Annotated in this window: 17 protein-coding genes; 8 read left to right on the forward strand and 9 right to left on the reverse strand. The window is 76.1% G+C overall.

The window, feature by feature from the left end:
• Window positions 1–73: 73 nt before the first annotated feature.
• Window positions 74–1,048, forward strand: a complete 975-nt coding sequence (gene lipA, locus ACI796_RS14575) for a lipoyl synthase (RefSeq protein WP_456941944.1) — start codon at window positions 74–76, stop codon at window positions 1,046–1,048.
• A 51-nt stretch (window positions 1,049–1,099) separates the two neighbouring features.
• Window positions 1,100–1,936 carry a DUF4191 domain-containing protein gene (locus tag ACI796_RS14580; protein WP_456941945.1) on the forward strand — a complete coding sequence of 279 codons (837 nt, stop codon included), beginning with the start codon at window positions 1,100–1,102 and terminating at the stop codon, window positions 1,934–1,936.
• A 48-nt stretch (window positions 1,937–1,984) separates the two neighbouring features.
• Here the strand turns inward: ACI796_RS14580 and ACI796_RS14585 are convergent, their stop codons facing one another.
• Both ACI796_RS14585 and ACI796_RS14590 read right to left on the reverse strand, forming a co-directional pair.
• Window positions 1,985–2,482 carry a GNAT family N-acetyltransferase gene (locus ACI796_RS14585; protein WP_456941946.1) on the reverse strand — a complete coding sequence of 166 codons (498 nt, stop codon included), beginning with the start codon at window positions 2,480–2,482 and terminating at the stop codon, window positions 1,985–1,987.
• The gene (locus ACI796_RS14590) at window positions 2,479–2,901 is read right to left on the reverse strand and encodes an RDD family protein (protein ID WP_456941947.1); all 423 of its coding nucleotides are present in this window, start codon (window positions 2,899–2,901) and stop codon (window positions 2,479–2,481) included. The genes ACI796_RS14585 and ACI796_RS14590 overlap by 4 nt, the downstream gene beginning before the upstream one ends.
• 168 nt (window positions 2,902–3,069) lie before the next feature.
• Here ACI796_RS14590 and glnA point away from each other — a divergent pair, with 168 nt between their 5' ends.
• Window positions 3,070–4,506, forward strand: coding sequence for a type I glutamate--ammonia ligase (glnA, locus tag ACI796_RS14595; RefSeq protein ID WP_456941948.1), 1,437 nt, complete (start codon window positions 3,070–3,072; stop codon window positions 4,504–4,506).
• A gap of 143 nt (window positions 4,507–4,649) precedes the next feature.
• On the opposite strand, the gene ACI796_RS14600 is transcribed toward glnA, so the two are convergent.
• Entirely contained in the window at window positions 4,650–5,096 is a 447-nt protein-coding gene (locus ACI796_RS14600) for a hypothetical protein (RefSeq protein ID WP_456941949.1), read from the reverse strand.
• A 241-nt stretch (window positions 5,097–5,337) separates the two neighbouring features.
• On the opposite strand from ACI796_RS14600, the gene ACI796_RS14605 reads away from it, so the two are divergent.
• The 4 genes from ACI796_RS14605 to ACI796_RS14620 all read left to right on the forward strand — a co-directional run bounded on the left by ACI796_RS14605 (window position 5,338) and on the right by ACI796_RS14620 (window position 10,594).
• Window positions 5,338–6,033, forward strand: a complete 696-nt coding sequence (locus ACI796_RS14605) for a hemerythrin domain-containing protein (RefSeq protein ID WP_456941950.1) — start codon at window positions 5,338–5,340, stop codon at window positions 6,031–6,033.
• A gap of 1 nt (window position 6,034) precedes the next feature.
• A complete protein-coding gene (locus ACI796_RS14610; protein WP_456941951.1) occupies window positions 6,035–6,454 on the forward strand; it encodes a hypothetical protein in 420 nt (139 codons plus the stop codon).
• A 68-nt stretch (window positions 6,455–6,522) separates the two neighbouring features.
• Window positions 6,523–7,062: a DoxX family protein gene (locus ACI796_RS14615; protein ID WP_456941952.1), complete on the forward strand. Its 540-nt coding sequence runs from the start codon at window positions 6,523–6,525 to the stop codon at window positions 7,060–7,062.
• Between the two features lie 205 nt (window positions 7,063–7,267).
• On the forward strand, window positions 7,268–10,594 hold the full coding sequence (locus ACI796_RS14620; protein ID WP_456941953.1) for a SpoIIE family protein phosphatase: 3,327 nt from the start codon (window positions 7,268–7,270) through the stop codon (window positions 10,592–10,594).
• Window positions 10,595–10,662: 68 nt separating this feature from the next.
• Here the strand turns inward: ACI796_RS14620 and ACI796_RS14625 are convergent, their stop codons facing one another.
• The 5 genes from ACI796_RS14625 to ACI796_RS14645 form a co-directional block, all read right to left on the reverse strand.
• Window positions 10,663–11,910 (reverse strand): alpha/beta fold hydrolase, encoded by a 1,248-nt coding sequence (locus ACI796_RS14625; protein ID WP_456941954.1) that lies wholly within the window; start codon window positions 11,908–11,910, stop codon window positions 10,663–10,665.
• Window positions 11,904–12,791 carry a CPBP family intramembrane glutamic endopeptidase gene (locus tag ACI796_RS14630; RefSeq protein WP_456941955.1) on the reverse strand — a complete coding sequence of 296 codons (888 nt, stop codon included), beginning with the start codon at window positions 12,789–12,791 and terminating at the stop codon, window positions 11,904–11,906. Before ACI796_RS14630 ends, ACI796_RS14625 begins: the two co-directional genes overlap by 7 nt.
• Window positions 12,792–12,809: 18 nt before the next feature.
• Window positions 12,810–13,382 carry a dihydrofolate reductase family protein gene (locus ACI796_RS14635; protein WP_456941956.1) on the reverse strand — a complete coding sequence of 191 codons (573 nt, stop codon included), beginning with the start codon at window positions 13,380–13,382 and terminating at the stop codon, window positions 12,810–12,812.
• Between the two features lie 119 nt (window positions 13,383–13,501).
• Window positions 13,502–14,854, reverse strand: a complete 1,353-nt coding sequence (locus ACI796_RS14640; protein WP_456941957.1) for a dicarboxylate/amino acid:cation symporter — start codon at window positions 14,852–14,854, stop codon at window positions 13,502–13,504.
• A gap of 209 nt (window positions 14,855–15,063) precedes the next feature.
• Window positions 15,064–15,444, reverse strand: a complete 381-nt coding sequence (locus ACI796_RS14645) for a hypothetical protein (RefSeq protein ID WP_456941958.1) — start codon at window positions 15,442–15,444, stop codon at window positions 15,064–15,066.
• 191 nt (window positions 15,445–15,635) lie between these two features.
• Here ACI796_RS14645 and yidD point away from each other — a divergent pair, with 191 nt between their 5' ends.
• Window positions 15,636–16,040 (forward strand): membrane protein insertion efficiency factor YidD, encoded by a 405-nt coding sequence (gene yidD, locus ACI796_RS14650; RefSeq protein WP_456941959.1) that lies wholly within the window; start codon window positions 15,636–15,638, stop codon window positions 16,038–16,040.
• Here the strand turns inward: yidD and ACI796_RS14655 are convergent.
• Entirely contained in the window at window positions 16,031–17,161 is a 1,131-nt protein-coding gene (locus ACI796_RS14655; RefSeq protein ID WP_456941960.1) for a 5-methyltetrahydropteroyltriglutamate--homocysteine S-methyltransferase, read from the reverse strand. The two genes, yidD and ACI796_RS14655, sit on opposite strands and share 10 nt — an antisense overlap.
• Window positions 17,162–17,200 lie beyond the last annotated feature (39 nt).

The following is a 17,200-nucleotide window of genomic DNA, read 5'->3' on the forward strand; positions in this document are numbered from 1 at the left end:
ACCCGCGCGCCGATCGCCCCCGCTGCCCTCGGGGCGGCGGGGGCGATCGCCGTCCGGGGGTACGGTGGGGATCATGAGCGAGACGGTGGCGACCAGCACCTCCGAGCCGTCCCGGATCGGCCCCTCGGGCCGCAAGCTGCTGCGCCTGGAGGTGCGCAACAGCCAGGTCCCGATCGAGCGCAAGCCGGAGTGGATCAAGACCCGGCTCAAGACCGGCCCGGAGTACACCGAGCTCAAGTCGCTGGTGCGCCGCGAGGGCCTGCACACCGTCTGCGAAGAGGCCGGCTGCCCCAACATCTACGAGTGCTGGGAGGACCGGGAGGCCACCTTCCTCATCGGTGGCGACCAGTGCACCCGGCGCTGCGACTTCTGCCAGATCGACACCGGCAAGCCCGCCGAGTTCGACGCCGACGAGCCCCGCCGCGTCGCCGAGAGCGTCGCGACGATGCAGCTCCGGTACGCCACCGTCACCGGCGTCGCCCGCGACGACCTGCCCGACGGCGGGGCCTGGCTCTACGCCGAGACCGTCCGCCAGATCCACGCCGCCGTCCCCGGCTGCGGCGTCGAGCTGCTCATCCCCGACTTCAACGCCGACCCCGGCCAGCTGGCCGAGGTGTTCTCCTCGCGGCCCGAGGTGCTGGCGCACAACGTCGAGACCGTGCCGCGGATCTTCAAGCGCATCCGCCCCGGCTTCCGCTTCGAGCGGTCGCTCGCGGTGATCACCGCCGCCCGCGAGGCCGGGCTGGTCACCAAGTCCAACCTCATCCTCGGCATGGGCGAGGAGCCCGGCGAGGTGGTCGAGACCATGCGCGCCCTGCACGAGGCCGGCTGCGACCTGCTGACGATCACCCAGTACCTGCGGCCCTCGCCGCGGCACCACCCCGTCGTCCGCTGGGTCAAGCCCGACGAGTTCGTCGGTTTCCAGAAGACGGCGGAGGAGATCGGCTTCCCGGGGGTCCTCGCCGGGCCCCTGGTGCGCAGCTCCTACCGGGCCGGGCGGCTCTACCAGCAGGCCGTCGAGGCCCGCGGTCTCACCACTCGGGGCTGACCGCCCCGCGGGCTCACCGGGACCGCTGCGCGACGCCCCTATCCTGGGGACATGGCACGCAGCAAGCCCACAGACTCCCCCGCTCCCGCCGGCAACGCCGGCCGGGGCCCCGCCGCGGGGCGCGGCCGGTCGACGGGCGGTGCCACCGCGGCGGGGAAGGCCGGCAAGCCCGTGAAGACCGGCAAGGACGGCGAGCCGAAGGTGGGCCGGCTGAAGAAGGTCGGCAACCAGGTCCGCATGATCAAGCAGGCCTACTCGCTGACGCGGAAGAACGACCCCAGGCTGCCGTGGTACATGCTCATCGCCTTCGTGGCGGTGGCCGGCGTCATCGAGCTGCTGGCCATCCTGTTCGGGGCGCCGTTCCTCTTCCTGCCGATCGCGGTCCTCTTCGGCGTGCTGGCCGCGATGATCGTCTTCGGCCGCCGCGCGCAGGGCTCGGCCTACCGCCAGGTCGAGGGCCAGCCCGGTGCCGCCGCGTGGGTGCTCGAGGGCATGCGCGGTGACTGGCGGGTCTCCGCCGGCGTCGCCGGCACCGCCCAGCTCGACGCGGTGCACCGGGTGCTCGGCCGCCCGGGCGTCATCCTGGTCGGCGAGGGCTCGCCGGTCCGCGTCCGCGGCCTGCTGGCGCAGGAGAAGAAGCGCATCGCCCGCGTCATCGGCGACACACCGATCTACGACGTCACCGTGGGCGAGGAGGAGGGGCAGGTCCCCCTCCGCAAGCTCAGCGCCCACGTGATGAAGCTGCCCCGCAACCTGTCCGCCGGTGAGGTCAACACCCTCGGCCGGCGGCTGGCCGCGCTCGGCGGCGCGCGCCCGCCCGTCCCCGGCGGCCCGCTGCCCGGCGGCCGGCAGATGACGGTCAGCCAGCGGCAGGTCCGCCGCCGCTAGGACTCCCCGACGAGAGCCCCGCACCGCCCGGTGCGGGGCTCTCGTCGTTCACAGCCAGTCGAAGGGCTCCGCGTAGCGGAAGGTGCCGCGCTGCTCCGGGCCGGCGAGGCGGCGGGCCTGGAAGTGCTCGGCCCAGGTGGGGTCCGGCGGGTCGACGCCCAGGTCCGAGGCGCGCACGAAGCCGGCCCGCGCGTAGAAGGCCGGGTCGCCGAGCAGCGCCACGAGGCGCTCCCCCGCGGCCTCGGCGACGGCGACCAGCGCGTGCACGAGCACCGTCCCGACGCCCCTTCCCTGCCGGTCCGGCCGCACGCCGAGCGGGCCCAGCCCGAGCGCCGGGGCGTCGAGGGGGTCGATCCACCCGCGGGTGGCGATCACGTGCCCGACGACGTCGTCCCCGTCGACGGCGACCAGCGACAGGTGCGGCAGGAAGCCGGCGTCCGCGCGCAGCTCCCCCACCAACCGGGCCTCGACGTCCGTGGGGAACGCCGCCCGGTGCACCGCGTCGACGGCGGCGGCGTCGGCCGGCCGCTCGCGCCGCACGATCACCTGTCGAGGACGACGGCGGTGTCGGTGATCCGGTCGTGCAGGCCGCGGCCGTCGGCGTCGACCACCAGCGCCGGCACCAGCAGCATGAGCAGCCCGGTGCGGACGACGGCCCGCCAGAGCGCCAGCCGGGACGCGGGGTGCGGGTGCGCCAGCCGCAGGCCCAGCAGCCGCATCCCCGGCGTCTGCCCGACCGCCACGAGGAACACGACGTAGACCACCGCGAACGACAGCAGGCTCCAGTTGCCCGGCAGGTCCGGCGCGGTGAACAGGGCCGCGACGACGGCGGAGAGGAACGCGTCGACCAGGAACGCCAGCACGCGGGTGCCGAAGGGCGCCAGCGACCCGGGCCCGCTCCCCGGCAGGCCCAGCGACGCGCCCCGCCGGCGCTCCTGAGAGGGTGGCTGCGCGTCCCCGACCATGTCCACCAGCGTAGGACCCGCCCGCAGCACGCCCGGCCGACCGCGTGCGACGGCGACCGGTGCGACACGCCGGAGCCGTTGTTACCGCCCCGAAACAGACGGGACACCCCGGGGCAACTCCCCGGCCATAGCTTGCGAGTCGGCTGTCCGCCCCATACCGGAGGATCGATGTTCACCAGTCCCGACGAGGTCGCCGCCTACATCCGCGACAACGACGTCGAGTACGTCGACGTGCGCTTCTGCGACCTGCCCGGCGTCATGCAGCACTTCACCATCCCGGCGTCGGCGTTCGGTGAGGACACCTTCTCCGACGGCCTCGGCTTCGACGGGTCGTCGATCCGGGGGTTCCAGGCGATCAACGAGTCGGACATGCTGCTGCTGCCCGACGCCAACAGCGCCTTCCTCGACCCGTTCCGCAAGAGCAAGACGCTGAACGTCAACTTCTTCATCCACGACCCGATCACGCGCGAGGCCTACAGCCGCGACCCGCGCAACGTGGCGAAGAAGGCCGAGGCGTACCTCGCCAGCAGCGGGATCGCCGACACCGCCTACTTCGGCCCGGAGGCGGAGTTCTACGTCTTCGACTCGATCCGCCACAACACGGGGATCAACGAGGGCTACTACCACATCGACTCGGTCGAGGGCTCCTGGAACTCCGGCTCCGCGACCGGCGCGAACGGCGTCGGCCCGAACCTCGGCTACAAGACCCGCCCCAAGGGCGGCTACTTCCCGGTCGAGCCCTACGACCACTACAGCGACCTGCGCGCCGACATGATGACCAACCTGACCAACGTCGGGCTGGAGCTCGAGCGCGGTCACCACGAGGTCGGCACCGCCGGCCAGGCGGAGATCAACTACAAGTTCGACACCCTGCTGCGGGCCGCCGACAGCCTGATGCTGTTCAAGTACGTCATCAAGAACACGGCCTGGCAGGCGGGCAAGACCGTCACCTTCATGCCCAAGCCGCTGTTCGGTGACAACGGCTCGGGCATGCACTGCCACCAGAGCCTCTGGAAGGACGGCGAGCCGCTCTTCCACGCCGAGACCGGCTACGCGGGCCTGTCCGACACCGCCCGCCACTACATCGGCGGCCTGCTGGCCCACGCCCCGTCGCTGCTGGCCTTCACCAACCCGACGGTGAACAGCTACCACCGCCTGGTGCCCGGCTACGAGGCCCCGATCAACCTCGTCTACTCGGCCCGCAACCGGTCGGCCTGCTGCCGCATCCCGATCTCGGGCGACAACCCGAAGGCCAAGCGCATCGAGTTCCGCGTGCCCGACCCGTCGGCCAACCCCTACCTCGCCTTCTCGGCGATGCTCATGGCCGGCCTCGACGGCATCAAGAACAAGATCGAGCCGCCGGCGCCGGTGGACAAGGACCTCTACGAGCTGCCGCCCGAGGAGGCCCTGGGCATCGAGAAGGTCCCGGCGTCGCTGGACGCCGTCCTGGACCGGCTCGAGGTCGACCACGAGTACCTGATCGACGGCGGCGTCTTCACGCCCGACCTGATCGAGACGTGGATCGAGTACAAGCGGGAGAACGAGATCGACCCGATCCGCCTCCGCCCGCACCCGCACGAGTTCGCGATGTACTACGACATCTGATCCACCCGGACATCTGATCCACCCGGCACACCCAGGGGCCGGTGACCAGCGCCAGCGGTCACCGGCCCCTGTCGTGCCCTGGTGCTGCGCTCAGCCGACGGCTCGGCCGGCCCCGTCCCGGTCGGGCCACCGGCCGCCCCGGGTCACTCCCCGCTGCGCAGCAGACGCCGGGCCCGGACCGCCGCGAGCGCCCCGACGCCCGAGGTCACCCCGACCAGCAGGAGCTGCACCCCGAGGAGGTGGCGGGGCAACCCCGGTCTCGCGAGCTGGCCGTCGAAGAAGCCGGACAGGCTGCTGAGCAGGCACACGGCGGCGAGCAGCCCGGCCGCCGCAGCCCCGCGCCGGCCGGGCCAGCGGACCGCTGCCGCGGCGAGCGTGGCCTGCGCGACCATCACCGGAGCGGGCGCGGCGGCGACGGCCCGTCCGCTCCATGCCTCGGCCGGGGTGTTCCAGCCGGACGCCACGGCGAGGCCGCCGCCGACGCCGTCGAGCAGGAGCACGCCGGCGGTGGCCAGCCCGAGCGTCCGGCCGCTCCTGTCGATGGGGCCCGGCGACTCGACGACCCGCCGGCTCGTGGTGGGGGCGACCATCGGCGGAACCTCCCGCTCGGCCGATCGACGACCGCAGGGTAGGCGGGGTCTCGCACGGTGGGTACCGGTGTGCTCGCCGCACCTGATCCCCCGCGGGGGAACACGTCCGGAACGCCCCGCCGCCACGGGCGTGGGGCAGAGTCCAAAGTCGGTTCCCCGTGCCGCGCGCCGCTGCCAGGGTGGGCACGCGGCAGTCCCCAACGTGCACCACGCCGTCCACGGGGGAGAGACGGGGCCTCTCATGACCGCTGACACCCGGCCGGATCTCCGCCCCAGCTACCTGGAGCACCGTGCGATGCGCACGGACGCCGAGCGGCTGCGCACCCTCGTCGCCTCGGCGCACCCGGCCGACGCGGACCGGCTGTCCGCGCTGGCCTCCTGGTACGCCAGGTACGAGGGCGCCATCCACGACCACCACACCGCCGAGGAGGCGGTCGTCTATCCCGCGCTGCTGGAACGGGACCCGACCTTCGCCGACGCGGACGGCGAGCTCGAGGGAGAACACCGCGTGCTCGCCGACCGCCTGGCGGTCATGGGCGAGAGCCTCCGGGCACTGCCCGCCGCCGCCGGGGGCAGCAGGTGGGAACGGGACCTGGAGGAGGCCGTCCGTGCCGCGCAGGCACTGCAGGAGATCCTCGGGGTACACCTCCCCCACGAGGAGGACGTCGCCTTCTCCCGGTACCGGCGCGAGTTCACGGCCGAGGAGTTCACGGCCCTGGGCAAGGCCGCGTGGAAGGTCGTCGGCGCGCGCGCCGTCGTGTTCGCCGGGCCGTGGGTGCTCGACCACGCGACCCCGGCCGAACGCGCGGAGATGCTGGCCGCTCAACCGCTGCTGCTCCGGGTCCTGTACCGGCTCGCGCTCCGCCCGCGCTACGAGCGCCTGGCGCGGCCCGTGCGCACCCCCGCTCCCCCGGCGTCGTCACGGCCGGAGGCGTGACGTGCCCACCGTGCCGTGGCGTCGCCGCCTCTCCCCGGTCCCGGACGACGAGTACCTGGTGCTGGCCAGCCGGCTGCCGCTCCGGTCGCTGGTGCAGGTCCCGCGGTTCGTGGGGCTCACCGTCGCGGTCGTCCGTCAGCTGGAGCGCACCGAGGGACTCGTCGGGTACAGCCTGCGGGCCCAGCCGCTCGCCAGGACGTTCTGGACGCTGTCCGCGTGGACCGACGACGCGGCGCTGGGGCGCTTCGCGCGGCAGATGCCGCACGCGGCCGTCATGGCGACGCTGCGCCCGCACATGCGGCCCACGCGGTTCGAGTCGTGGACGTGTCGCGGCGACGAGCTCCCCGTGGCGTGGGACGACGCGATCGAGCGCCTGCTGCGCCCGGCCAGCTCCGCACCGCCGCCGTCCCCGGTCACCTAGGCGACGGCCACCCAGACAACGGTCACCCAGACAACGGTCCCCGGGAGAACGGACCGGGAGGTCCAGCCATGGTGCTCCTCGTCGTGCTGGTCGGGACCTACGCCCTCGCCCGGCTGCTCCCCTCTCGGCTGCACCGGCGCCGCCCTCCGCCGGACGCCGCCCGGGTGGCGATGGCCACCACGATGGCCTTCTCGGGGGTCACCCACGTCCTGAAGCCGGAGCCCTTCGTGCAGCACATGCCGGACCTCGTGCCCGCGCGGGAGCGGGTCGTCTTCTGGACCGGGCTGCTCGAGGTGCTGTTCGGGGTGGGCCTGGCGGCGCCCCACCGCCGGCGCCGGGAGGTGGCTCTCGCCCTCGCGGCGTACCTGGTCGCCGTGTTCCCCGCCAACGTCTACGTCGCCGCGGCGGGCGTCCGGATCGAGGGCCTCCCCGGCGCCTCGCACCCGTGGCTGCGGCTGCCCCTCCAGTTCGTCTACATCGCCTGGACCTTCTGGGCCGTCCCCGGTGCGTGGCAGCTCGCCCGGAGCCGGGTCGCGCAGCTGCGGGACGCGACGGCACCACCGTCCTCCGGCCGGGAGCCGGTCCTGGCCGGGGCGAGGACGTCCTGACCGCGGGCACGGACCCGGGGCCGGCGTCGTCGCCCCGGGGCCGTGCCCGGGAGTCCGCCTGCCCCTGACCACCGCCCTGCACCGCGTCCGGGCGCGTGGCCCGGCGGCGCGGTCCCGCCGGGGGGTTCGCAGACGGCGTCCGCCGAGGCAGAATGCCGGGCAGCGGCTCAGATGCGGGGCGGGCACCCGACCGACGGGAGACGTCGTGGACGCGTCCGACGCGCCGGATCCACCCGAGGACGCCCCGCACGGCGACGACCGCGCGGAGCTGCGGCGGTACCGGGCGCTGGTGGAGTACGCCCCGGACGCCGTCGTGATCCTCGACCTCGACGCGGGCCGGTTCGTCATGGTCAACCGGGCCGCCGAGGAGCTGTTCGGCATGGACCGGGCCGAACTGCTGCAGGTGGGGCCGGTCGAGGTCAGCCCGCCGGAGCAGCCCGACGGGCGGTCCTCGCGGGAGGCGGCGACGGCGCAGCTGGACCGGGCGCTGGCCGGCGAGCGGCCCCGCTTCGACTGGACCCACCGCCGCGCCGACGGCACCGACGTCCCGTGCGAGGTCACCCTGCTGCGGCTGCCCGACCCCGACCGGCGGCTGGTCCGCGGCAGCCTCCTGGACGTCACCGAGCGGCGCGCCACCGAGGCGGCCCTCGCCGCGCAGGCCGCCCGCCGGATCGCGGAGCAGATCGCCCGGCGGGCCGCGGAGGCGAGCGTGGCCCGGCTGCAGGCGACGGTCGCGGGCCTCAACGCGATCGTGTGGGAGCGCGATCCGGCCACGCTGCGGCTCACCTTCGTCAACGAGCGGGCCGAGGAGCTGCTCGGCTACCCGGCCTCGCGGTGGCTGGCCGACGAGGGGCTGTGGTCGCGGATCCTGCACCCCGACGACCACGACGCCGTGCTGGAGCAGGTGCGCCGCGAGGTCGACGCCGGCGCGGTCGACTTCACGCTGACCTACCGGGTGTGCAGCGCCGACGGGCGGTGGGTGTGGCTGCAGCACCTGGGCCACGTCGCCCGCGACGAGGACGGCACCGCCCGCACGCTGCACGCGGTCCTGTTCGACGTCACCGAGGCCCGGCGCCGGGAACGGGCCGCGGAGCTGTTGGCGGCCGCCGGCCAGGCGCTGGCCGCCCCGGGTGCGGTGGAGGACCGGCTGGCCGCGGTGGCCGCGCTCGCCGTCGAGGAGCTCGCCGACCGGGCCCTGGTGTGGCTGCGCGGCGACGACGACCGCCACAGCATCGTCGCCGCCGCTCCCGCCGACGCCGCCCCGGGCCTCACGGGCGTGCCCCTGCTCGTCGTCCCCGAGGAGCTGCGCCCGTCCGTGGAGGCCGGGCAGCCGTTCGTCGTCGGCGCGGTGACCGAGGCACTGCGGGACGAGGCCACCGGGCGCGCGCCGGCCCCGCTGCCCGCCGACCCGCTCGCCGCAGGCCCCCGCCTGGTCGTGCCGCTGGTGACCGGCGGGGAGCGGGTCGGGATGCTGTCCCTGGCCGCCGCGGACGCCGGCCGCCGCTTCGACGACGCGGACCGGGAGCTCGCCGGCGACCTCGGCCGGCTGGTCGCGACGACGGTGGCCGCGGAGCGGCTGGCCGAGCGGCAGCGCCAGCTGCACGACCTCGCGGTGGCCCTGGCCGCCGCCGGCACCGCCGCGGAGGCCGGCGCCGCGCTCACCGCGCGCCTGCACGAGTCGCTGGGCGCGGCGGTGGTCGCGGTGTGCGTGCTCGGCGAGGACGGCCTGCTGCACACCGTCGACGTCCACGGCGACTCCCCGGGGTGGGCCGCCGGGTTCACCACCATCCGGCTGACCGCGCCGGCCCCGCTGGCCGAGGCCGCCCGCACCCGCCGCCCGGTGTGGCTGCCCGACCGCGAGGCGCTGGTGTCCGGCTACCCGGAGATGGCGCCGTACCTGCGCCCGGAGACCCAGGCGACGGCGTCGCTGCCGCTGCTGGCCGGTCCGCGCCTGGTCGGTGCGGTGGCGGTGGTCTTCGACCGGCCGCGGGCCTTCGACGCCGCCGAGCGCGCGTTCCTGCTCACCGTCGCCGGGCAGGTCGCCGGGGCGCTGGAGCGGGCCGCGCTGGCCGACGTGCGCCGGGAGATGGCCGACACCCTGCAGCGCAGCCTGCTGCCGGCGCACCTGCCCACCTCCGAGCGGCTGACGGTGACCGCCCGCTACCTGCCGGCGGTCACCGGCACGTCCGCCGGCGGCGACTGGCACGAGGTGGTGCCCGTGCCCGGCGAGCGGACGGCGCTGGTCGTGGGCGACGTGGTCGGGCACGGCGCCTCGGCGGCGGCCGTCATGGGCCGGCTGTCCAGCGCGCTGTCGGGCGTGCTGCTCACCGGGGAGGGGCCCGCGCGGGCCCTGGAGCTGCTCGACGGCTTCGCCGGGCGGATCGACGGCGCCGGGCTGGCCACCGTCGCCTGCCTGGTCCTCGACCCGGCCACCGGCCGGCTCACCGCCAGCACCGCCGGCCACCCCCCGCCGCTGCTGCTCACCTCCGACGGGTCGGCCGTGCTGCTCGACGGCGGCCACGGCCCGGCGCTCGGCGTGTCCGGCGCCGGCCGGCGTCCGGAGACGGTGAGCGTCCTGCCCCCCGGCGCGACCCTGCTGCTCTACACCGACGGCCTGGTCGAGCGGCCGGGCAGCCTGCTCGACGAGGGGCTCGCGCGGCTGTCGGCGGCGGCCGGGGCGCGGGCGACGGCGCCGCTGCCGGCGCTGGTCGACGGCGTCCTCACCGACCTGCTGGGCGGCCCCGGCGCCGACGACGACGTCGCCGTGCTCGCCGCCCGGCTGCACCCCGCTCCCCTGCGCGTCGAGCTGACCGCGGACCCCGCCCAGCTGGCGCGGCTGCGGCGGGAGGTGTCCCGCTGGGCGCACGAGGCCGCGCTGTCCCCCGACACCACCGGGGACCTGCAGCTGGCGGTCGGGGAGGCCGCGGCCAACGCCGTCGAGCACGCCTACCGGGACGCGACCGAGCCGGGCCGCGTGCAGGTCGAGCTCGTCGCCGACCCCGACGGCGGGGTGGCGGCCACGGTCGTCGACGGGGGCACCTGGCGGCCGGCGGCGGCCGACCCCGGCTTCCGCGGCCGCGGGCTGGACATGATCGCGGCGCTCGCCGGCGGCGTCGACGTCGTCCCCGGCACGGGCGGCACGGCGCTGCGGTTCCGGCTGGCGCCACCGAGCCCGCCACCGCCACCGTCGCCGGGGTCGGCCCCGCTGACGGGCGTCCCCGCCTCGCTGGTGGCCGGGGACGCGCCAGGAGGCCGCCGGCTGGAGCTGACCGGCGACCTCGACCTCGCCGGCGTCGCGGAGGTGCGGACGGCCCTGCTCGCCGAGGCCACCGCCGGTCGGTCGCTGCTGCTGGACCTCACCCGTCTGGGCTTCGTCGCGAGCGTCGGCGCCGGCCTGCTGCTCGAGGCGGCCCGGGCCGCGGCCGGCCACCTGGAGGTCGTGCTGCCGCCCGGCGGGTCGGCCCGGCGACTGCTCGACCTCACCGGTCTGTCCGAGGTCCTGAGCGGCGGGGGCGCGTCCGCGACCCGGTGACGTCGTGGCACCCCGGCCCGGCGTCCTCCCGTCACGGACGAGCCCGACCCGGAACGACGGGGGTCCGGTCAGTGCCCGGCGGGGACCAGCCGGGCCGGCCCCGCGGGCGCCTGCGCCGTCGCGGCGCGCAGCAGCTCGTAGGTCCCCTGGACGGCGGCGGCCCACCGGCCGGCCACCGGTTCGCCGCGCAGCCAGGTGGCGGCGGCGAGCAGCAGCTGCTGGCCGGCCGCCGCCTCGAGGTTGAGGTGGACCGGCAGCGGCAGCACGCGCAGCAGCCCGGCCGGGTGGTCGGTGAGCAGCGTGTCGGCCAGCCCGGCCGCGCCGGAGGCGGCCAGCAGCAGGCGGGTCCGCGGCCCCCACGGCCGGGTCCACGGCACGGTGAGCAGCGCCAGCGTGCTCACGACGTCGAGGACGGCGTGCACCGTCGGCGGCAGCGGCCTGACCGGGGCGAGCGGGTCACCCGGCCGTGACCGCGGCAGCACGACGTCGTCGTCGATGGGCTCCCGGCGGTCCAGCTCGCCGGAGAGGAAGACGTCCACCAGCCGGGCGGACACGTCCGGCGCCGACCAGTGGGCGTTGTGCGCCGCGCCCTCGATCACCACCAGCCGGCCGTCGGGCAGCAGCCGGGTGACCTGCTCGGCCCACGCCTGGGTCAGTGTCCGGTCGTGCCGGCCGCGCACCACCAGGGTCGGCGCGACGACGTCGGGCAGCCGCCGCTCGATCGGGTCGTCCGAGCTGCGGACCAGCTGCTGCACCATCCGGGCCACGCCCGTGGACAGGTACTCGAGCTGCATCACCGGCTGCAGCGTGGGGACCTCGAAGACCTGGTTGCGCAGCACCTGCGGGTACTGCTGCCACGGCCGGCGGTACCGCGGGTCCGGGGTGGGGCCGGACAGCACCAGCCGCTCCACCCGCTCGGGGTGGCGGGCGGCGAGCTCGACGCCGACCTGCGCGCCGATCGAGTTGCCGAAGAAGCTCGCCCGGCCGACCCCGCAGGCGTCGAGCCAGGCCAGCAGGTGGCCGGTCTGCGTGGCGACGTCGGGACCGCCGGGCCGGCGCAGGTGCGGGTCCCGCGGCGAGCGGCCGAAGCCCGGCAGGTCGGGTGCGAGCACGTCGTGTCCGAGGGCCGCCAGGCGCCGCCCCAGCGGCACGAGGTAGCGGCTGGACAGACCCAGCCCGTGCAGCAGCACGACCGGGATGCGGTCCGCGCCCTCGCCGGAGCGCCAGGTCCGGGCGTGCACCCGGGTGCCGAGGGCGGGCACGTCGGTCCAGACCCGTCGCGGGGCCGGACCGGCGGGACGGAGGGAGGTCAGCACGGGCACGGGTCCTCCGGAGGGAGGTGGGACGCCCCGTGGGCTCGGGGCCCGGTCCCCCTACCCCGCACCGCGGGGTGCTCCACACCGCGGCCGTGCCGGCCGGCCCGCGACGAGGCGCTGCGGGAGGCCGGCGTCGCCGCGGTCGCCGACCCGTGGGACGACGGGGAGCGGCTGCCGGGTCGACCCCGGTGGCGTCCGGCCGCCGCGGCCGCCAGCGCCCCGAGGTCGTTGGCCGCCAGGTGCAGCAGCGCCGGCGCCAGCAGGCTGCCGCTGCGCTCGCGCAGCCGGGCGAACAGCACGCCGGCGCCCGCCGTGCCGAGGCAGGCGGCGGTGACCGCGCCGGCCCGGCGCAGCGGGCCCGCGGCCGGCACGGCGACCGCGAGCGTCCGCACGGTCGGCGTCACGTGCCAGAGGCCGAACAGCGCCGCCGCCGCAGCCCGCGCCCGCCGCGCGGGCAGCACCCGCCGCAGCACCGGGGGCAGGACCCCGCGGAACGCCACCTCCTCCCACAGCACGGTGCCGACCGGGATGCGCACCAGCACCCGGACGGCCAGTTCCCGCGTGCCGAGTCCCGTCACGCGGGCGTCGGCGAGCAGGGGTCGCAGGGCCGGGACGGCGAGGGCGGTGGCGTACCCGGCGCCGACCACGGCGGTCCAGGTCCCGGCCTCCCGCGCGCCCGCGGGCAGCCGCCGCGGGTCCAGGCCGCGCTCGGCCCGGGAGATCCCCCGGGAGCGGGCCGCCGCGAGGAGCGTCGCCGCGGCCGCGGCGTTCACCGGTGTGTACGCCCGCTCGGGGAGCCGTGGCACCAGCAGGTCGTTCCAGGCAGCGAGCAGCACGGCCAGGCCGGCGGCCCGGCGGACGTCGGAGCGGCGGGCGGCCATGTGCCCCCCCGACCGGGGTCAGCGGGCGCGCGTGTAGGTGAGCACCGCGGGGCCGCCCGGGAAGACGCGGACGTCGTCCAGGACGAGCGCGGTGGGCGCGAACCGCACGCCGAAGGCCGGGCGGCCCGCGCCGGCCACGACCGGGTACTGCTTGACCACCACGCGGTCGATCTCGGGCAGCAGCTCACCGGCCAACTGCCCGCCGCCGGCGAGGTAGACGTCGAGACCCGGCTCCTGCTTGAGGGCGCGCACGGCGGACAGCGGGTCGCCGCGGACGACGGTGACCTCCGGGGCCGGGGACTCCAGCGACCGCGAGACCACCACCTGCCGCAGGTGGGCGTAGGGGCTGGTGATGCCCGCGGCGAGGGCGGGGTCGTAGGTGCGCCGTCCCATGACGACCGTGTCGAACCGGCGCAGGGCGGCGGTGTCCACCCCGAGGGCCCGGCGCACGTGCGTGGGCAGCGCGTCGGGGAACTCGAGCGCCATCCACTCGGTGAACGGTTCGCTCAGGGGGTAGAAGTCGACCTCGTCGTCGGGGCCCGCGATGAAGCCGTCGACCGACGTCCCGACGTAGTAGACGAGGTCGCGCACGTCCCACCTCCACCGTCGTCGCCGACGTCACGCTCCCGTGGTGCGGCACCGGTGCGCAAGCGGCGACGGGCCGGGGACCCCTGGAGGGTCCCCGGCCCGTCGCCGGGTGGGGCGGAGGATCAGGCGACCGCGGGCTGCCGCAGGTCGGCGTCCACCCCGCCGGTCCCCGCGGCGACCGGGGCGGACGCCCGGCCGGTGCGGAACCGCTCGAGGTCGAGGATGCCCTCGCGCCGGGCGACGATCGTCGGGACCAGCGCCTGACCCGCGACGTTCACCGCGGTGCGGCCCATGTCGAGGATCGGGTCGATCGCCAGCAGCAGGCCGACGCCGGCCAGCGGCAGGCCCAGCGTGGACAGCGTGAGCGTCAGCATGACCACCGCGCCGGTGACGCCGGCGGTGGCAGCCGAGCCGACCACCGACACCAGCGCGATGAGCAGGTAGTCGGTGAGCGAGAGCGGCACGTCGAAGAACTGCGCGACGAAGATCGCCGCCAGCGCCGGGTAGATCGCGGCGCAGCCGTCCATCTTCGTCGTCGCCCCGAGCGGGACGGCGAACGAGGCGTAGGACCGCGGCACGCCCAGGCTCTGCTCGGTGACCCGCTCGGTCACCGGCAGGGTGCCGATCGAGGACCGGGAGACGAAGGCGAGCTGGATCGCCGGCCAGGCGCCGGCGAACCACCGCAGCGGCGAGAGGCCGTGCAGGCGCAGGAGCACCGGGTAGACGACGAACAGCACCAGCGCGAGGCCCGCGTAGACCGAGCCCGCGAAGACGCCGAGGGAGCCGAGCGAGTCCCACCCGTAGGTGGCCACGGCGTTGCCGATGAGGCCCACGGTGCCGAGCGGGGCCAGCAGGATGACCCACCACAGCAGCTTCTGGACGACGGCCAGCGCGGAGCGGACCAGGCCGAGGAACGGCTCGGCCGGCTCGCCGACCTTGAGCACCGCGACGCCGATCGCGACCGACAGCACGATCAGCTGCAGGACGTTGAACGACAGGCCGATCGAGCCGTCGTCAGCGGCGGAGGCCTGCAGGCCGAGGACGTTGCCCGGCACCAGGCCGGTGAGGAAGTCCCACCAGGAGCCGGTGGTCTCGGGCGCGGCCTGCGCGGCCGCGTCGACGCCGCTGTTGCGGCCGGGCTGGGTGAGCAGGCCCAGGCCGATGCCGATGGAGACGGCGATCAGCGCGGTGATCGCGAACCACAGCAGGGTCTGGCCGGCCAGCCGGGCGGCGTTGGAGACCTGGCGGAGGTTGGCGATGCTGACGATGACCGCGGTGACGACGAGCGGCGGGACCAGGACCTTGAGCAGCGTGACGAAGGTCTGGCCGACGGTCTGCAGGGTGCTGGTGAGCCAGTTGGGCGTCCCGTCGGCGACGGGGCCGAGGTCGCGGGCCACGAGGCCGAGCGCGACGCCCAGCACGAGGGCGAGGAGGACCTGCGCCGCGAACGGGACGCGGCGGAGACGTGCGAGCACGGGGGTGCCTTTCAGGGGTTCTGCGGGAGGGACGACGAGCGCGCGCGGCGTCGACAGCCCGCGGTCGTCACCCGGCAGTTGTCCAGCTCACGGCGGCGCGTGAGTCCCCAGGGGTTCGGCACGCCAGGGGTCAATGCGGACGCGGCGGCGCCGCATCCCGGATGTGCCCGGACTCACGCGCCGGCGGCTCCCCCGGAGCCCCTGACGGGTCAGGCGGCGTCGTCGACGGCGGGCGCGTCCTCCACCGCCACCACGACCTCGTTGGTCTGCAGCGTGACCAGCCAGGCCAGCGCGTGGTCCTCGACCGGGCGGCCGGTCACCTGCGCGATGGCGTCGAGCTGGGCGGCGACCAGCCCGCGGGCGGCCTGGTAGACGTCGGCGGCGGACACGGCCATCTCCAGCTCGTCGAGCCACAACCGCCCGTCGGGCAGCACGCGGACGTCGGGCTGGCTGCCGACACCCAGGTCGGCGGCCGCGCTGCCGAGGACCGACATCCCGGCACGCAGCTCGGTGAGCCGGCGGGAGCGGCGGCCGGGCGACGGCGGCACGGACGGCGGCACGGACGGCGGCACGGGCTGCGACTCGGACATCTGGGCGCCTCCTGTCGGACGGGCCCCGCGGTCGTCGTGGGCCCCGTCCCCAGGGTCGGCAACCCGGGCGCGACTCCGGACCACGCCTGGGGCGGCGCGGGCGGCTGGGGCGCGAGGGACGAGACGTTGCAGGCCCGACCCGTGCAGCAACCCCTTCCCCGGTCCGGCGGCGGCCTGCACGATGCCCCGCCGTGACCAGCCGCTCGGGGTGCACCCGCCGTCGCCGCCGCCGCTCCGCCCGCTCCTCCCGGAACTCCTGCGACGGCTGGGACGGCTGCTCGGAGGGCTGCGACGCGATCGGCCTGCTCACCCTCCTCTGGCTGGCCCTGCCCGCGGCGCTGGTCACCCCGGCGCCGGCCGGGACGCCGTGGGCGGCGCGCTGGCCGGTCCGGCTCGTCGTCGCCTACCGGGAGCGGGTCAGCCCCACCCGCCCGCCGGTGTGCCCGTTCACGCCCACCTGCTCGACCTACGGGCTGGAGGCGCTGCGCCGGCACGGCACGCTGCGCGGGCTGCGGCTGACCCTCGGCCGGCTGCGCCGCTGCCGCCCCGGCGCCGGCGGCAGCGACCCGGTGCCGCCGGCCCGGGCTCAGGCGTAGCCCCAGACCTCCTGGGCGACCTCGACGACGAGCGCCAGCTTGGCCACCTGCTCGTCGCGGGTCAGCGCGTTGCCCTCGACGGTCGAGGAGAAGCCGCACTGCGGGGAGATCGCCAGCTGCTCCAGCGGCACGTGGCGCGACGCCTCGTCGATGCGCCGCTTGAGGTCGTCCTTCGACTCGAGCGCGGGCCGCTTCGTCGTCACCAGGCCCAGCACCACCCGCTTCCCCGGCGGGACGAACCGCAACGGCTCGAAGCCGCCGGAGCGGGCGTCGTCGTACTCGAGGAAGAAGCCGTCGACCTCCAGGCCGCCGAACAGCGCCTCGGCGACGAAGTCGTAGCCGCCCTCGGCCACCCAGGAGGAGCGGAAGTTGCCGCGGCACATGTGCGTGGTGACCGTCAGGCCCTCGGGCCGGCCGGCCAGCGCGGCGTTGATCTGCCGGATGTAGCGCTCGTGCTGGTGCTCGGCGTCGCGGCCCTGGGCGGCGAGCTCGGCCCGCTGGGCGGGGTCGTTGAGGTAGGCCAGGCTGGTGTCGTCGAGCTGCAGGTAGGTGCAGCCCAGCGCGGCGACGCCCCGGACCTGCTGCGCGTAGGCCGCCGACAGGGCGTCCCAGAACGCGTCCTCGTCGGGGTATACGGCCGGGTCGATCGCCGCGGCGCCGCCGCGGTAGTGGACCATCGACGGGGAGGGGATGGTCAGCTTCGCCGTCTGCCCCTCCCCCACCCGCGACTGCAGGTACGCGAGGTGCTCGCCGAAGACCGGCTCCCCGATCGACAGCGGGCCGTCCACGTGCAGGCCGGCCGGGGTGAAGTCGATCGTGCCGTCGGCGTTCCTGAAGTGGACGACGATGTCCTCGCCGGTCACCTTGCTGATGCCGCCGATGGCGTAGATGAAGTCCATGTGCCACGAGGCGCGGCGGAACTCGCCGTCGGTGGCGGTGCGCAGGCCGAGGTCGCCCTGCAGCCGGACGACGTCGGCGATGGCCTCGTCCTCGATCCCGCGCAGCTCGGCGTCGTCGATCTCCCCGGCGGCATGCCGGGCGCGGGCCTCGAGCAGCGACGCGGGGCGCAGCAGGCTGCCGACGTGGTCGGCGCGGAACGGCGGGCCGGAGGTGTCGGTCATGCCGCGAGCCTGGCGCAGGACGGCCCCGGACGCGCGCCG

Source organism: Geodermatophilus sp. SYSU D00525 (assembly GCF_054050475.1).

Excerpts from the sequence above, each read along its gene's own strand:
- lipA (WP_456941944.1), top strand. The coding sequence starts at position 74 with ATGAGCGAGACGGTGGCGACCAGCACCTCCGAGCCGTCCCGGATCGGC.
- ACI796_RS14580 (WP_456941945.1), top strand. The coding sequence starts at position 1,100 with ATGGCACGCAGCAAGCCCACAGACTCCCCCGCTCCCGCCGGCAACGCC.
- ACI796_RS14590 (WP_456941947.1), bottom strand. The coding sequence starts at position 2,901 with ATGGTCGGGGACGCGCAGCCACCCTCTCAGGAGCGCCGGCGGGGCGCG.
- glnA (WP_456941948.1), top strand. The coding sequence starts at position 3,070 with ATGTTCACCAGTCCCGACGAGGTCGCCGCCTACATCCGCGACAACGAC.
- ACI796_RS14600 (WP_456941949.1), bottom strand. The coding sequence starts at position 5,096 with ATGGTCGCCCCCACCACGAGCCGGCGGGTCGTCGAGTCGCCGGGCCCC.
- ACI796_RS14605 (WP_456941950.1), top strand. The coding sequence starts at position 5,338 with ATGACCGCTGACACCCGGCCGGATCTCCGCCCCAGCTACCTGGAGCAC.
- ACI796_RS14615 (WP_456941952.1), top strand. The coding sequence starts at position 6,523 with ATGGTGCTCCTCGTCGTGCTGGTCGGGACCTACGCCCTCGCCCGGCTG.
- ACI796_RS14630 (WP_456941955.1), bottom strand. The coding sequence starts at position 12,791 with ATGGCCGCCCGCCGCTCCGACGTCCGCCGGGCCGCCGGCCTGGCCGTG.
- ACI796_RS14645 (WP_456941958.1), bottom strand. The coding sequence starts at position 15,444 with ATGTCCGAGTCGCAGCCCGTGCCGCCGTCCGTGCCGCCGTCCGTGCCG.
- ACI796_RS14655 (WP_456941960.1), bottom strand. The coding sequence starts at position 17,161 with ATGACCGACACCTCCGGCCCGCCGTTCCGCGCCGACCACGTCGGCAGC.